The sequence below is a fragment of the Gloeobacter violaceus PCC 7421 genome, from assembly GCF_000011385.1.
Taxonomy (GTDB): Bacteria; Cyanobacteriota; Cyanobacteriia; order Gloeobacterales; family Gloeobacteraceae; genus Gloeobacter; species Gloeobacter violaceus.
In genome coordinates this window covers 3,024,150-3,040,356 of the sequence record NC_005125.1, presented here as the reverse complement: position 1 = coordinate 3,040,356, position 16,207 = coordinate 3,024,150, and the positions used below count along the sequence as shown (strand labels likewise).

At 61.9% G+C, this 16,207-nt stretch carries 11 protein-coding genes; 3 read left to right on the top strand and 8 right to left on the bottom strand.

Annotation, left to right across the window (positions count from 1 at the left end):
- Positions 1-7: 7 nt before the first annotated feature.
- The 8 genes from GLL_RS14690 to GLL_RS23005 all read right to left on the bottom strand — a co-directional run bounded on the left by GLL_RS14690 (position 8) and on the right by GLL_RS23005 (position 9,754).
- Positions 8-2,422: an SDR family NAD(P)-dependent oxidoreductase gene (locus GLL_RS14690; RefSeq protein WP_011142843.1), complete on the bottom strand. Its 2,415-nt coding sequence runs from the start codon at positions 2,420-2,422 to the stop codon at positions 8-10.
- A gap of 95 nt (positions 2,423-2,517) precedes the next feature.
- On the bottom strand, positions 2,518-6,438 hold the full coding sequence (locus GLL_RS14685) for a type I polyketide synthase (protein WP_164929122.1): 3,921 nt from the start codon (positions 6,436-6,438) through the stop codon (positions 2,518-2,520).
- 139 nt (positions 6,439-6,577) lie between these two features.
- Complete coding sequence (locus tag GLL_RS14680) at positions 6,578-6,787, bottom strand: hypothetical protein (RefSeq protein ID WP_164929121.1); 210 nt, start codon at positions 6,785-6,787, stop codon at positions 6,578-6,580.
- Between the two features lie 51 nt (positions 6,788-6,838).
- Positions 6,839-7,822, bottom strand: coding sequence for a pyruvate dehydrogenase complex E1 component subunit beta (locus GLL_RS14675; RefSeq protein ID WP_011142840.1), 984 nt, complete (start codon positions 7,820-7,822; stop codon positions 6,839-6,841).
- Positions 7,823-7,901: 79 nt separating this feature from the next.
- Positions 7,902-8,258 carry an aspartate 1-decarboxylase gene (gene panD / locus GLL_RS14670; protein ID WP_011142839.1) on the bottom strand — a complete coding sequence of 119 codons (357 nt, stop codon included), beginning with the start codon at positions 8,256-8,258 and terminating at the stop codon, positions 7,902-7,904.
- A 52-nt stretch (positions 8,259-8,310) separates the two neighbouring features.
- Positions 8,311-9,306 carry a pyruvate dehydrogenase (acetyl-transferring) E1 component subunit alpha gene (pdhA, locus tag GLL_RS14665; RefSeq protein WP_011142838.1) on the bottom strand — a complete coding sequence of 332 codons (996 nt, stop codon included), beginning with the start codon at positions 9,304-9,306 and terminating at the stop codon, positions 8,311-8,313.
- Positions 9,307-9,319: 13 nt separating this feature from the next.
- Complete coding sequence (locus GLL_RS14660) at positions 9,320-9,493, bottom strand: DUF2949 domain-containing protein (protein ID WP_164929120.1); 174 nt, start codon at positions 9,491-9,493, stop codon at positions 9,320-9,322.
- An 18-nt stretch (positions 9,494-9,511) separates the two neighbouring features.
- A complete protein-coding gene (locus GLL_RS23005; RefSeq protein ID WP_197530012.1) occupies positions 9,512-9,754 on the bottom strand; it encodes a hypothetical protein in 243 nt (80 codons plus the stop codon).
- A gap of 956 nt (positions 9,755-10,710) precedes the next feature.
- Between GLL_RS23005 and GLL_RS14650 the strand changes: the two genes are divergently transcribed.
- Genes GLL_RS14650 through GLL_RS14640 form a run of 3 tightly spaced genes read left to right on the top strand, consistent with a single transcriptional unit; the run spans position 10,711 to position 16,164 of the window.
- A complete protein-coding gene (locus GLL_RS14650) occupies positions 10,711-11,694 on the top strand; it encodes an aldo/keto reductase (RefSeq protein ID WP_011142835.1) in 984 nt (327 codons plus the stop codon).
- A gap of 24 nt (positions 11,695-11,718) precedes the next feature.
- Positions 11,719-12,948 carry an efflux RND transporter periplasmic adaptor subunit gene (locus tag GLL_RS14645; protein WP_164929118.1) on the top strand — a complete coding sequence of 410 codons (1,230 nt, stop codon included), beginning with the start codon at positions 11,719-11,721 and terminating at the stop codon, positions 12,946-12,948.
- Positions 12,949-12,984: 36 nt separating this feature from the next.
- Entirely contained in the window at positions 12,985-16,164 is a 3,180-nt protein-coding gene (locus GLL_RS14640) for an efflux RND transporter permease subunit (RefSeq protein WP_011142833.1), read from the top strand.
- Positions 16,165-16,207 lie beyond the last annotated feature (43 nt).

The window sequence follows — 16,207 nt, the reverse complement described above, 5'->3', positions numbered from 1 at the left end:
CTACCGTTTAGTGCAGTTGTTGCTCGGACCGGGCCTGGAACTGGTGCTGTAGACGTTCGCTCAAGGTTCCTTGCAGACTGTGCAGGCGGCTGAGAATCCGGCCGGCGGCGGCGTGCGCCGTGAGATCGACAGTGACGCTGTTCGCGCCGCGATTTTGCACCTGCAGACGGACGTAGAACGGTTCGCCGAAAGGCATGGGGGCAAACTGCTCGTAACGTTCGACCCGGGTGGGCAGGCAACCTTTGTGGCAGTATCTGTGGGTCCAGATGAGCATCCCCTGCAACTGCACATCGAGCGCAAAGGGGTTGTGGAAGCGGACGGGAAACTGACCCTGGGTGCGCCGGTCGATGGGCGGTAGTCGGCACTGCAGGCTCAGCCCGTCCGCATCGATGGTCAGCAGCCGCTCGATCCCCTGAAAGCAGGGGCCGTGAAAGAGAACACCGCTTGCATAGAACGGGCTCGCGTCCACGCCGGTTGGTCTGGAAGACAGACCGTCCGGCTTGATGTCGCCATCGGGCCATTGCCGCGCAAGCGTCACCCGGCAGGCGTAATGAAAGACGGCTTTGCCCCGGCTGCTCCGGCTTGAAATCTTGGCCAGAAATTGCAGCCGGCCCTCGGTGGGAGCGGGTATTTCCTCCAGTTCCAGGGTGCAAAGGTGATCCTGCTCGCTGCCCATGACGATACCTTTGAGGATGCGGGCTTCTTCGTAGCAATAGGCGGTATAGCCGGGGCACACTTGCTCGCAGGCGGCGGCGATCCAGGCAAAAGCGCAGGTAAACGGCAACACGGGCTTACCCGCGATCGCGTGATCCGGCAGGAAGGGATTGTCCGCCAGATTCAGCCGCCTTTCGATGCGCACGCGGCGCGCTGCCGGTTCGATGTGAGCCGGGGGTTGCACCAGCGGACTGCCGATGATCCGCTGCAGGGGCTGTCCGTCGGCTGTGGCCAGTTCGGCCAGGAACGCTTTGGCACCGGCCTGGGGAGGGATTACGGCGATCTGTTGGCGCTCGAAGGAACGCTTGAGTTCGGCGCTCACCATCCCCCCGTCCCACGGCCCCCAGTTGAGCGCCAGCACCCGGCAGGCCGGGAAGAGCCGCTTGAGGCGGTGGGCCGCTTTGTTGAGCACTTCGTTTGCCAGGGCGTAATCCGCCTGGCCCAGGTTGCCGAAGAAAGCGGCCACCGAGGAAAAAAGCACCAGGTACTCCAGCTGTTCCGGGGGCACGGCCGCCAGCAGATTGGCAAGCCCTTCGACTTTTGGACCGTAGACGGCTGCGAAATCCCGGGCGGTCTTTTTTTCAAGGCGTTTGTCGGCCAGGCTGCCCGCCCCGTGGATGACGCCCGTCACCGGGCCAAGCTGGAGCGTTGCCGCTTCAATGGCCGCCTTGACGGCCTCGGCGTTCGTCACATCGGCGCAGGCGTAAAGGGCCTGCCCCCCCGCCTGTTCGATTGCCCGCAGAGTCGATTGAATTTCCTGCCGGGCGGCTAGATCCCGGCAAGCAGATTCGAGAGCAGGCGGGGAAAGCTTCTCGCCGCGCGCGGTCGCCTCAGCAAGTAGCCGCCGCTTCAGAGCCGCTTCGTCCGACCCCCAGGCCCAGTCGGGCACAGGCTCAAGCCCCGAGCGGCCCAACAGCACGAAGCGGCAGCGGTAGAGCCTGGCCATCTCGACGGCACAGCGGGCGGTGATGCCCCTGCCCCCACCGCTCACCACAAAAACCGATTCGGGGCGAATAGCGGCGGGTTCCGCCGGCAAAGCCGGTACCATGGCGGGTGCGGCAACGAGGGTGACCCTTCCTTGCCAGCCGTAGCCCGTCTCCGCCAGGGTGATATCCGGGTCGTGCAACTCCGCCAGGATGTGACGGGCAGCTTGCTCATCCGCGATCTCGGGGTCGAGATCGACAGTTCGGCAGAAAACCTGCGGCCATTCCTGGCGCAAGGTTTTGCCCAGGCCAAAAAGCGCTCCTGAGGCAGGCCGGAAGGCGCCGTTTGCGCCCAGGCCGAGTGCCCCGTCCAGGCGGGCGACCATTAACAGTGCGCCACGACCTCCGGCCTCGGCCGCCCGCTGCAAAGGGCTTCTCAGATGCCGCAGCAGCAGAAACACCCGCTCGATCGGTTCTCTGTCCGCGGCGCTGATAAAGCTGTGGGCAGTAGCCCCTGGGGGCAGCACCGGATGCAGATAGATAAACACCCCGAGGGGTCCGTGGCGCTCCTGCAACGAGCGCACCTGCTCGGCCTGTTCAGCTTCGGGCGCCAGGATGGTCCTCTCCATTCCGTCGGCCGGCTGCGCTTCCCCATCGCCATCGTGCACCGAGGTGAGCATCACCACCTTCCATCCCCGTTCGGCCAGAAGCCGCGCCAGGGAGGCGCCGACCCTGCCATCGTCGCCAGCAATCAGACAGAGCGGATGGGCTGAGGGAGTGAACATCAGGCAGTCGGGTTGCGGCAGTGTCTGGAGTTCAACAAGACAGCGCGAAAGGGCCGGGATCAGCAGGGGGGGTGTCGGCTGTCCGGATCCGGGGCTCAATTTTTTTTTTGGGAACTCCCTTCCAGATGCGCGACAATCTGCGCGAGCGTTTGCAGTTCGGCCATGTCGTCGGGCCGGATGGTCGGCAATTCGGGAAATTTTTCCTGCAATGCCCCGAGAATTTCGACCCGTTTGATCGAATCAATGCTGAGGTCCGCCTCCAGGTCCATCTCCGTCTCGATCATCTCGATGGGGTAGCCTGTCTTGTCGCTGACAATCTCAAGCAGAGCCTGCTCGATACCCGACGGTGGCGGCGCGGCGGCGGCAGCCGGCATAGGCGCGGATTGCTGAATTTCCAGAGTCGCCACCGGCTTCGCTGCCGCGTACGGCTCAGACAGGGGGGCCCCGTGTCTGTTGTTGCCGTTGTTGCCGTTGGTGAGGATGGCTGGCAGTGCTGGAGCAGGCATCGGGCAGGCAGGGCCTTCCTGGACAAACGATCCGGTGTTCTGCCACGGGGCAGCAGCAGCGACGGCATTGCCGCCCTCGCCGACCAGGGCGTACTGTTGTTGGGTCAGACGGTAAAAAGCCCGGGTGTATTCACTTTGAAAGCGCAGATATTGCTCGTGGCTGCGCAGCGTTCCTTCCAGATGGTGATAGAAGCGCTGCATACCGCGCTCGAGTGTGGCCATTACCGCCTCGTTCACCGGCATCGACTTTTGTGCGGACAACAAGGAGAACTGCTGACCGATCAGATTGTCGATAAGGTGGGTCGATTCCACTTGCTGCTGCAGGTACTCTTTGTGCAGGTGCATCAACTGTTCCTGGTGGTTGCTGAATTGTGCCAGGTTGAACTCGATGCTGGCGAAGGCTTGCTGAAAGTCCAGAGTGGTTTGAGTCATCGCGAGATCCCGTGGTTCATGGTGGCGGTTTTGTGCAGAGCGGACCGGTGCCGTACTTGGGTTGCCAACGGTGTGTTGAACTGTCTGCCCGTGGATGGCCGGCGGTGGCGGGCTGGGCTGGGCGGCCTGTGCCCCGTTCCCGTTGTGGTGAGCGGGAGTGTCAGCACCGCCTTGACCCTCCTGCAGGGCCTGCTCGAAGGCGGTCCTGGTTTTGAGGCTGACGTAGTTGCCGGCGCCCAAACGGATGGGCATCCCGCGCGCGCGTTTGGCCGCGGGCGGTGCGACCGGCAGGCTGAAGGCGTCAAATTTGCCCAGGGCCAGGCCGGCCACGCGCAATTGCAGTACCGCCTCGCGCAGTTGGCGGTCGCTGTCGCGCTTGGCGCTTGGATTGAGGGCGACGGCCAGATGGGGCTTGCCCGCCAGAATGTCCTTGACCAGGTTCGTCAACACTCCCTTCGGGCCGAATTCGACGAAGATGCCGCCGCCCTGGGCGTGGATGTTTTCAATTTCTTGTTTGAAGAGCACCGGTTGGAGGATATTGTCTTCGAGGGTCTGCCGGATCGTCTGCAGATCCGCGGGATAGAGGGTGCCGGTCGCGTTGCTGAAAATCGGTACGCGCGGCTCGTTTAAAGCCACTTCCCGCACGGCCCGGGCGAAGCGCTCCTGGGCGGGGCGGACCAATGGCGTGTGAAAGGCCGCCGCCACAGGCAGCAGCTTGAGGCGATAGCCCCGCTCCTCAAGCCGCCGTTGGGCTTCGAGGATCCCGTCACTTGCCCCGGCGAGTACCACCTGATTGCTGGAATTCCAGTTGGCGGCAATTACCTCGGGCAAGTCTGCGATCTCCTGCTGAATCTGCTCCCAATCGCCGCCGACCGCCAGCATGCTGCCCCGCTCGCTCCCGGGATCCGAGCAGACGGCCATCGCCTTGCCCCGTTCCTTGACCAGCAAGAAATAGGTCTGCTCGTCGAGCACACCGGCGGCCCACAGCGCTGTCAGTTCGCCGAAGCTGTGCCCGGCTACGTAGTCGGCCGCAAATCCGGCCGCACGCAACAGCGTGTAGTGCCCGGCGCTCAGAGCGCTGGTGGCCGCCTGAGAGTATTCGGTTCCCAGCAGCGCCTTCTCCTGGGCGGTTTGCTGCTCAGGATCGAGCGCCGGAATCGGAAACACCACCTGCGAAACGGGCCGCATCCCCTCGGCGACAAACAGGCGATCCAGGGTGGCGTAGATTGCGCGCAGCGGCGGGAAGTTCATCGTCAACGTCCCGCCCATGTTCAAGTACTGCGATCCTTGCCCCGGAAAGAGGGCCACCACTTTACCCGGTGCGGCCTGGTCGCGGTAGTAGATGCCCTTGGGATGTTCCCAGTGCGGCTCGCCCTGCCGCTCGCGCAGGGTAATGAGGGCAAGCTGCAACAGCGCGCGCGCCTCCGCCGCCGAGTCGGCTACAAACCCGAGCCTGGCGTCGCCGGAGCCGGGTTTCGCTTCCCGGCTCGACGCGCACAGTCCGGCAAACGCTTCCGCCTCCGGAATGCTTTCCCAGCGGTTCAAGGCGCCCTCAAGGGCGCTGATAAGAGCAGCAGGGGTAGGCGCTCCGACCAGGACCGGCTGGGCCGGACGGTGCAGGCGGTACGGCCCAGCCGGCTCCCGTCCGTATTCTTCGAGCACGATGTGGTGGTTGGTACCGCCAAAGCCAAACGAACTCACCCCGGCGCGCCGCGGCAACTCGCCGCCCGGCTGCACCCAGGGCCTGGCCTCGGTGTTGAGATAAAAAGCTGACCCTTCGATATCGAATTTGGGGTTGGGACGGCCGATATTGACGGTGGGAGGCAGGATCTTGTGGTGCAGCGCCAGTGCCGCCTTGAGCAGGCTCGCTGCACCCGCGGCACCTTTGGTGTGCCCAATTTGGGATTTGACGCTGCCCAGGGCGATCGATTGCTTGTGCTCCTCCCGCCTGCCGAACATCCGATCGAGGGCCGTAAATTCGCACAGATCGCCCGCGTTCGTGCCGGTGCCGTGGGCTTCGATGAGCCCCACGCTCTGGGGGGCAATCCCCGCACTTCGGTAGGCTTGCTGCAGGCAGCGCACCTGCCCCTCCGGGCGGGGTGCGTAGATGCTCTTGTGGCGCCCGTCGCTGGAGCTGCCCACACCCCGCACGACGGCGTAGATGCGGTCGCCGTCGCGCTCGGCGTCAGCCAGACGCTTGAGCACCAGCATGCCTATCCCTTCGCCGACCATCATCCCGTCGGAATCGGCGTCGAAGGGGCGACTTTGCTGCTCTTTGGAGAAGGCCGGGGTTTTGCTGAAGTTCAGATAGGTGAGGATCGAATTGTCCAGATCGATGCCGCCGGTGAGCACCATGTCGCAGCGCTGTTCGCACAGCTCGCTCAGCGCCGCTTTGAACGCCATCAGCGAACTGGCGCAGGCTGCATCCACGACGCAGCTGGTACCGCCGAGATCCAGGCGATTGGCGATCCGTCCGGCAATCACGTTGGCCATATAGCCCGGGTAGGCGTTCTCCTCCCAACCGACGTAGGCCAGCTTCATCCTTTCGACAATCTTTTCGGTATCGGCCTCCGACAGACCGTAACTTTTGAGAACCTTGCGCCAGACAGGATACTGCAGGCGCGTCGTCAGCGGTACCACCAGCTGCATCGAACCCGCCATCAACCCGAGGATGACGCCGGTACGCTCGCGCACGGCCGCACTCGCTTCGCCGTAACCCGCGTCCGCGAGGGCTGCTTTCGCCGTGACCAGACCCAGCAGTTGGGTCACGTCGGTCACTTCCAGGATGTTGGGGGGTAGCCCAAATTCGAGCGGATCGAAGTCGATGTCCGGGATAAATCCGCCCCGGCGGCAGTAGGTTTTGTCCGGTGCCGTCGGGTCGGGATCGTAGTAGTCCTCCAGCCGCCATCGCGACGGCGGCACGTCCGTCAGGCAGTCGATTTTGCCCAGGATGTTCTCCCAATATTCCTGGGCGTTGGAAGCTTGCGGAAAGATCCCGGCCAAACCGACGATCGCAATCGGTGTGCGCTGCAGCGCGGTATCGCCGGGATCGGGCGCAGCCAGATGTTCAGCGTTCACTGGGAACCTCCCTACAGTAAAGCGGCGGTTAGGATTGCAACCCAAACCGATGGGCGTAAGATTGTCGTTCTCGATGCAGCAATGCATCCGTTCAGGCAAAACGGGTACAGGTTCTGGGCAAGCCCCGGACGGACGGCATTTATGGATTGGCAAAGTTCATCGAAGCACTGTCGCTCTCCAGCTCGCGTTCGCAGACGGTTTCGTGCTTTTTGAACTGTCGGTAAACAGCTTCTAGGTGCGCGAGACTCGCTTTGATCTCCTCCAGCTGGATATGCAGTTGTTCTTCGACAGAGAGCACTGGAACAGTTTGCGCCACTGGCAATATTTCCTGGTTTTCACTCGTTTGCATGGCTGGCTCCTTGGCAACGATGGTGTGTTTGTGCAAACCCGGTTTTGACACTTAATGGGCACGGAGTGCCATCTCCTCGACGGCCCGGACGATATCCTGCGGCTGCGGGATCACCGTCGCCTCCATCCGGCCGTTGTACGGCACCGGCACATCCTTCGACGCCAGACGCAACACCGGCGCGTCCAGATAGTCGAAATAGTGCTCGTCGATACTTGCCACAATCTCCGCACCCACCCCGCCGGATTTCATGTCCTCCTCGACAATCACCACCCGGTGCGTCTTTTTGAGCGAGCGGCCAATCGTCTCCAGGTCCAGCGGCTTCAGCGATATCAGGTCGATCACTTCCACATCGATGTCGCGCGCGGCCAGCTCCTGGAGCGCCTCGGTGCAGTGGTGGCGCATCCGCCCATACGTCAGCACCGTCACATCGCGGCCTTCCTTGACCATTTCGGCTTTGTCCAAAGGCAATAGGTATTCCTCCTCGGGGATATCCTCCTTGAGGTTGTACAACAGCACATGCTCAAAAAACATCACCGGGTTGTCGTCGCGGATCGCCGCTTTGAGCAGGCCCTTGGCGTTGTAGACAGTCGAAGTGTGCACGATCTTCAGGCCGGGGACGTTGTTGAAGTAACCTTCGAGCCTTTGGGAGTGCTCAGCCCCCAGTTGTTTGCCGACCCCGCCGGGACCGCGCACGACCATCGGGATTTTGAACTGTCCGCCGCTGGTGTAGCGCAGCATGCCGCCGTTGTTGGCGATCTGGTTGAAGGCCAACAGCAAAAAGCCCATGTTCATCCCTTCGATGATGGGCCGCAGGCCAGTCATGGCGGAGCCGACGGCCAGTCCTGTGAAGGCGTTTTCGCAGATGGGGGTGTCTAGCAATCGCAGTTCGCCGAATTCTTTGTAGAGGTCCTTGGTGGCTTTGTAGGAGCCGCCGTAGTGTCCGACATCTTCGCCTAAGACGTAGACATTGGGGTCGCGGCGCATTTCTTCGGCCATGGCGTCTTTGAGCGCTTCGTAAAACAGTTTGACCGGCATGGGGTTACTCATTCTGGGATACGGGGCGGGTGGAGGCTGGGCTGCGGCTGCGGTGGGCATCGGTCTGCGGTCGGGATTGTCAAACGCACGCGACGATCCGATTGCCGGTGTCGACGTGCACGACACGGGGTTGGTGGTTCTCCAATTCCTCGGTGGTGCCCTGCCCGTAGGCAAGCACGATCACCCGATCGCCGGGTGCGGCAAGACGGGCGGCGGCGCCGTTGAGCACGACGGCCCCCGAGCCCGCGGTCGCCTCGATCGCGTAGGTGATCAAACGCGCTCCATTGTTGAGGTTGACGACATGCACCTGTTCAAACGCCAAGATGTGGGCCGCCGCGAGCAACTGCGCATCCAGGCTGATCGAACCCATGTACTCCAGGCAAGCCCCGGTGACGGTAGCGCGGTGAATTTTGCTCAACAAAACGGTCCGCAACATCGTGCTCAAACTCCTGACATCGAGGCAAGGCTCGTGCTCGCTAGGCAGTGGATCAATCGTCTTCGGCAAACTGGAAACGATAGAGTTCGTCGAGGGGCGGCTCGGGGGAGTCCTCCGCAAATTGCACCGCATCGTCAACCTCGGCGCGCACTTCCTGCTCGATCCGCTTCAGATCCTCCACGCTCGCCAGACCCTGCTCTTCAAGCCAGACTCTCAGGCGCGGCAGGGGATCTTGTTTGCGCCAGTGTGCTTTTTCGGCCGGATCGCGCAACTCGTCCGGGTCCGCCAGCGAATGGCCCCGGAAGCGGTAGGTCGTGCATTCGATTAAAGTCGGGCCGCCGCCTGTGCGGGCGCGCTCGACCGCCTCTTTGGCCACTGCGCGCACGGCGAGCACATCCATCCCATCCACGCGCACCCCGGGTATGCCGAAGGCGTCCGCTTTTTTGTAGATTTCGACGACCGAGGAGGCGCGAGGGTGATACATGCCGATCGACCAGAGGTTATTTTCGACCACGAAGAGAATCGGTAACTTCCACAAAGCCGCCATGTTCAGGCACTCGAAGAACTGGCCGTTGTTGGTAGTGCCGTCGCCGAAAAAAGAGGCGCTCACCCGGTCAGTCCCCTGGTACTTCGCGGTGAAGGCCGCCCCGCAGGCAATCGGAATGCCCTCGCCGATAAATGCAAACCCGCCGAGAAAGTTGTGCTCCGCCGAAAAGAGGTGCATCGAGCCGCCGCGGCCCTTGGAGCAACCGGTGGCCTTGCCGAACAGCTCCGCCATCACCGAGCGCGCCGAAACGCCCTTCGAGAGGGCATGGACGTGATCGCGGTAGGTGCTAGTTACGTAATCATCGGGGCGCAAAGCTTTGATGATTCCGGTGGAGACGGCTTCCTGGCCGTTGTAGAGATGGACGAAACCGAACAACTTGCCGCGGTAGTACATCTGGGCGCAGGTGTCTTCGAACGTCCGCCCGAGGACCATATCGCGGTAGAGAGCCAACGCCTCAGAGCGCTCGACGGCCGGACGAAGGACTTGAGCAACGGTGTTCATAAAATAACCGGGGCTAAAGGTCGATGAGACTGGCAAGCGTGGCAAGGTCAATCAGACCGATTTTCCACAGCACGATGGGCAAATCTCCCTGCCAGAGCAAGGCCAATCTCCTGGCCCGCTCCAGCTGTGCGCCTGTGATCAGCCTGTGGTGCAACAAGTAATTTTCGGCGGCGAGCTGGTGTGTCATCTGGATTGCCTCCGGCATTCATCTGTCGGTGACAGACAGCCTGCGCGCCTGTCTCAGGGTGAACTCGCTTGCCGTAATGTGGCCGCGCACGTCGATAACGCCGCACGCCTGACTCCAGATGCTCCTGGACGCCGGCAGCAGGTGATAGGTATTGCCCGACTTCTTGACGTGGTACCAGGAGGTGGCCATGCACTCCTGGCACCAGAAGGCCTCCAGCCACTCGTTGGCAAGGGGGACGACGGTCCTATCGGATAAGAGCACGGCGGCTTTGCTGAGGCCCATACCGCTTTGCCGCAATTGGTGCACGGTGCGCGCAAACAGGGGGTGCTTCTGATGCAGGCTCTGCAGCGGACAACTGTGTTTGGGGCACTGCAAACGGCGGCCACCGGGTTTGGAACGTCTCCTACTCCTATCGCATCTTCTTAAGGAATCGCCGTTCATAACCACTCCCAATATTCTTGAAGATAATTACCGAAAAAAACAAATATGTCGCAGTTGTTCAGTCTGTACCTAGGGCGTTTTGAATACGGAAGGGCGAAGAGACCGGAAGGGCCGGATAGACCGAGATCTTGAAGACCATCGAGGTCTAAACGGTAAATAAATCGGAGATTCTGGATGCAAAAAAACCGACTGTCTGGAACTGTTCTGAATGTATATAGTCCGAGTTCCGACGTCAAACGCTTTTGCTTTTTGAGCAATCGGCTATACAAATGAGTGCCGGTAGCCGGTTTTTTTCTATTGGGCAAAACGATTATTCGCCTTGCTGCTCATACTTCTTTCGGCACCGAGTGCAACGGGCCAGGGGGTGTTTCAAAGGCAGTGGTCAAGTGTTTACGTGTTTACTGCCCTTCTGAAGACCTGCAATCAGGCGAGCGAAGCTATTACTATTACCGATGGCATGAAAACTAAAAGCGTTTGACGCCATACTCCAGGCTATATACATTCAGAACAGTTCCAGCACCCGTTGGCCTTATCAGTTAAATCGATTTCTCCTTTACCGTTTAGGCTTTGATGGTCATCGAGATCTCAGTCTATTCGGCCCTTCCGATCTCCGGATCGTTCGATTTGGGAACCGTTGTTGGAGAGGTTGTGTAGCTGCTACTGAGCAGAACACGATCAGCTGCTGCAGATTCAAAAGTCTATCCGCTGCGGCCTGTCAAAATCTGGCGCTCACCGAGCGCAGAATCCACAACCAGAAATTCAGGAGAACTGACAAGATGCAAATGCGCCGATTGGGAAAAGACGGCCCACAGGTTTCGGCAATGGGTTTAGGCTGCATGGGCATCTCCGATGCCTACGGCACACGCGACGAGCAAGAAGCGCTCGCCACGCTGCACCGGGCCATCGATTTGGGGATCAACTTTCTCGACACTGCCGACGTGTACGGCCAGGGCCATAACGAACAGTTTGTCGGCCGGGCCATCCGCACTCGGCGCGACCGGGTGTGCCTAGCCACCAAGTTCGGCCTGTTGCGCGACGCCCAGGGCCGTCTGACGGGGGTGTGCGGCACCCCGGCCTACGTGCGCTCCGCCTGCGAAGCGAGTCTGCGGCGCCTGGGAATCGACACGATCGACCTTTACTACCAGCACCGCCTCGACCGGACGACCCCGATCGAACAGACCGTGGAGGCGCTGGCGGCACTGGTCCGGGAGGGCAAAATTCGCCACATCGGCCTCAGTGAGGTCGACGCCGAGACATTGCACCGGGCGGCCGCAATCCATCCGATTGCCGCTGTGCAAAGCGAATATTCCCTGTGGACCCGCGATCCGGAAGACGAGATTCTGCCGGCCTGCCGGGAGTTGGGGGTGGGATTTGTGCCCTTCAGTCCCCTGGGGCGGGGTTTTCTGAGCGGCCGGGTCAACAGCATGTCCGATCTGCCGCCTGAGGATTTCCGGCAGCGCCTGCCCCGCTTCCAGGGAGACAACTTCGAGCGAAACCGGGCCTGGGTCAGCCAGTTGGAAGCGTTGGCCGCCCAAAAAGGCTGTACACCAAGCCAGCTCGCCCTTGCCTGGGTGCTGGCCCAGGGAGAAGACATCGTGCCCATTCCCGGGACGAAACGCCGGGCTTACCTGCAGGAAAACCTGGGGGCGCTGGAGATCCGTTGGGAAGCGGAGGAATTGGCTGCCCTGGAGCAGGTCGCTCCCCGCGGCGTCGCGGCTGGAGCGCGCTATCCCGAAGCATTGCTGCAGATCACCCGTTGAGATGTACTGCCCGAGGAGGGTGTGATGAGCGCAAGACCCTTTGACAACCTGATCGTGCCCAAACTGCTCCTTGCGGCCCTGGCAGCGAGTGGGATCCAGGCTTGCGGCTCGGCGCGCTCCGCCACCGAGACGGAGAAGCCGGCCGCTACCCCAGTCGCCTTAGCGACGGTCCGATCCTCCCGTATCGACGAAACTTCTGAATATATCGGCACGCTCAAGTCCCGGCAATCGGTGGTGCTGCGCCCGCAGATCGAGGGGCGGATAAGCCGGATTTTTGTGCGCTCCGGCAGCAATGTGGCGGCGCAAGCCCCGCTTATCGAAGTCGATCCCGACCGGCAGCGGGCGGTTACCGAGAGTTCGCGCTCAGCGGCGCGCTCCGCCCAGGCGGAACTAGACAACACCAGCGCCCTAGTCAGGTCTTACGCGGCCCGCCGGGAGGCTGGCCAGGCAAACTTCAAATTTATTCGGCAGCAACGTGATCGGTACGCCCGCCTGCGCGCCGAAGGGGCGATCAGCCAGGAAAATCTTGACGAGTACGACAACCGCCTGGCGGCGGCCCGGGCGGAACTCGAAGCTGCCGAAGCCCAATTGGCGGCTCAGCGCTCCGCGGTCGAGCGTGCCCGGCGCGGCCTCGATCAAGCGCGCGCGCAAGCCCGCGAACAGCAAGTGCAGCTGCAGTACTACCGGGTGAGCGCTCCTTTCGAAGGTCGCATCGGCGATATTCCCGCCCGGGTAGGCGATTACATCACTCCCGCCACGGAACTGACGACCATCACCCAAAACCGTCCGCTCGAAATCTATGTCCCGGTCCCGCTTGAGCGCGTCTCGGAGCTGTATCCGGGCATGCAGCTGCAGCTTTTCGACGACCAGGATCGCTCCTTGGGGGCGAGCAAAGTCGGGTACATCGCCCCGCGCGTGGACGATCAAACCCAGTCGGTGCTGGTCAAAGCCTGGGTCGACAACGCCGCGGGCCGGATGCGCTCCGACCAGTTTGTGCGGGTCCGGCTGGTCTGGAAATCTCGCCAAGCGGTGTCGGTCCCGACTGCGGCCGTCACCCAAATCAGCGGCCAGAACTTTGTCTTTGTCGCCCAGGCGAACGGGCGTTCCGGGCTTGTCGCACGGCAGAAGGCGGTCACCCTCGCCGAGGTCGAAGGCAAGCGCTATCCGGTCCTCGCGGGACTGCGGCCCGGGGAAAAGATCGTCGTCTCGGGCATTCAGAAGCTCTCGGACGGCGCACCCATCTCCGCGCTCTAGAAGCCAGACGCACACGCACCCAGGGATACCGAACCGATGTTCGTCAATTATTTTGTCCAACGGCCTATCCTCACCATCGCCTGCTCGGTAATCATCGTGCTGGGCGGGTGGGTCAGCATCCGGACGCTGCCTGTCGATCAATACCCCGACATTGCTCTTCCCCAGGTGGTCGTAACGGCCCGTTACGACGGGGCGAGCGCCGAGGTGGTCGAGTCCACGGTCACCACCCCGCTGGAGCAGCAGATCAACGGGGCTGAGAGCATGCGGTACATGACCTCGACCAGCAGCAACGACGGCACCAGCACAATCACCGTTACCTTTGACCTGGCGCGCAACATCGACGATGCGGCCATGGACATCCAGAACCGGCTCACCGCGGTCCAGGGCCGTCTGCCCGAGGAGGTGCGCCGCACAGGGGTGACAATCCGCAAAAATGCGAGCCAGGTCACCGTCGCCTTCGGCCTCTACGCCAAAAACAACGAATACGACAATACTTTCATCAGCAACTACGCAGACCTCTACATCAGCGATGCCCTCCGGCGGGTCAAAGGGGTGGGCGATGTGCGGATTTTTGGCGAACGCCGCTACTCGATGCGTCTGTGGCTGGATGCCGACCGGCTCGCTGCTCGCCGCCTGAGTGCGGTGGATGTCGTGCGTGCCCTGGAGACCCAGAACCTGCAGGTCGGTGCCGGCCAGGTGGGCCAACCGCCGTCGCTGGACGGACAGCCCTACCAGATCAGCGTGCGGGCTGTGGGTCGCCTGAAAAGCCCCGCCCAGTTCGACAATCTCATTCTCAAACGGGGGGCAGACGGCGCGCTTGTGCGGCTGAAGGACGTCGGGCGCACCGAACTGGGAGCTGAAGATTACACCACTTTCTTGCGCTTTACGGGTAGAAACGCCGTGGGTATCGCCGTCTCTCAACTGCCCGGGGCCAACACCCTCGATGTCTACCGCGAGGTCAAAGCTGAACTGGATCGGCAGGCCCGCGCTTTCCCACCCGGTCTCGAATACGAAATCGCCTTCGACAGCGCCTCGATGGTCGACGAATCCATCCATGAGGTCGTCAAAACCCTCATTGAGGCGGTTGTGCTGGTGGTAGCGGTGATGTTCATCTTTTTGCAGGACTGGCGCGGCACGCTCATACCGGCGATCGCCATTCCCGTCTCGCTGGTGGGCACGTTCATCTTCGTCAAGCTTCTGGGCTTTTCGATCAACACGTTGACCCTGTTCGGCATCACCCTCGCAGCCGGCCTGGTCGTCGACGATGCGATCGTCGTGGTCGAGAACATCGTGCGCTACAGCCGTGAGCGGGGATTGACAGTGCGCGCCGCCGCCCCCGAGGCTATGCGCGAAGTCTTCGGCGCGGTCATTGCGACCTCGCTGGTGCTCGTGGCGGTCTTCGTGCCGGTCGCTTTTTTTCCGGGGACCGCCGGACGGCTCTATCAGCAATTCGCCCTGACGCTCACCTTCTCGATTGCCCTGTCGACTTTTATCGCCCTCACGCTGACTCCTACACTCTCAGCGCTGCTGCTGCGCGCCGAACCGCCGCGCCACTGGCTGTTCGACCGGATCAACGACCTTATCGATTGGCTGCGGCGCGGTTATGCCCGTTCGCTGGGGTTTGCGTTGCGCTTTCGATCTGCGATGCTGGGGGTTTTCGTCTGCCTGCTGGGTCTGGCCTGGTGGCTGTTTGGAAAAGTTCCCCCGGGCTTCGTCCCCAACGAGGACCAGAGCTACTTCGTCGTGTTCGTGCAGTGTCCGGAAGGAAGCTCGCTCGACTACACCAACAAGGTCATGCTCCAGGTGGAGCAGGAGCTGCGCAAGCTCCCTGAACTGGCCAGAATGTTCGCCATCGGCGGCTACAGCCCCAGCGGCAACGCTCCCAACAAAGCCACGATCTTCCCGCACCTGCTGCCGCTTGCCGAACGCCGCCAGCCGAGCCAGTCCGTCGACGCGATTATCGACAAGGTGCGCGGGCCGCTCTCGCGCATCCCAGGAGCGACGGTGGCGGCCTTCCCGATGCCCGCCATCCAGCAGGGCGTCGGTCAGTTCGGCGGTTTTCAACTCCAGGTGCAGGACCAGCGCAACCTCGGGCTGGAGACCTTGGCCGGGGTGACCCGCACCCTGGTCGAACAGGGCAATGCCCAACCGGGGTTGAGCGGCTTGTTCTCAAGCTTCAGCATCAACGATCCGCAGTTGGTGGTCGAGGTGAACCGAGAGAAGGCGGAGGCCCTCGCCGTTGCCCCAGACGAGGTGCTCAAGGCCCTGCAGATCTACATGGGTTCGCTGTATGTCAATGATTTCGAGATGTTCAACCGCCCCTACCGCGTCTACGTGCAGGCCGACCGCCGCTTTCGCTCCACACCCCAGGATCTGCGGCGCTTCTACGTCCGTTCGCAGACCGGCGCGATGATTCCGCTCGGCAACCTGGTCACCGTGAGCCGGACCGTCGCTCCCCAAATCATCAACCACTACAATATGCTCCGCTCGGCGGAAGTGAACGGTGCCCCGGCTGAGGGCTTCAGCTCCGGTCAGGCCATCGAGCAAATGCAAAAATTGGCGGAGCAGGTGCTGCCCCAGGGTATACGTTTCCAGTGGTCGGGAGTGTCTCTTGAGCAGATCGAATCCGGGAACAAGGCACTATTTATCTTCGTGCTGGGTGTCGTCTTCGTCTTCCTGGTGCTGGCCGCCCAATACGAGAGCCTGACCGACCCGCTGGTGATCATGCTCTCGGTGCCGCTGGCCATCGTCGGTGCCCTGGGGGCCCAGGCCCTGCGCGGCCTCGAAAACGACATCTACTGCCAGATCGGTCTGGTCATGCTCATCGGCCTGGCCAGTAAAAACGCCATCTTGATTGTCGAGTTTGCCAATCAGCTGTGCAAAGAGGGCCTCACCCGCATCCAGGCGGTGAGCAAGGCGGCTCAAATCCGCCTGCGACCCATCTTGATGACCTCGTTCGCCTTCATTCTCGGGGTGGTGCCCCTGGTGATGGCGGAGGGGGCCGGGGCAGCCGGTCGCCAATCGCTGGGCACTGCCGTCTTCGGCGGCATGCTCGTCTCCACCGCTTTGAGTCTTTACATTGTTCCGGTGCTCTACATTGTCATCGGTGCCCTGCGCGAACGATTCAAAGGCGATAGAACCGCACCAGACCTCCTAACGCACGATTCTTCCACCCAGTCCAATGCGCTGGAAATACCCAGCCCCTCCCAGAAATAGCAGTATGCGTTTTGGGTACCATTCCACTATTTGTCACCGAGGA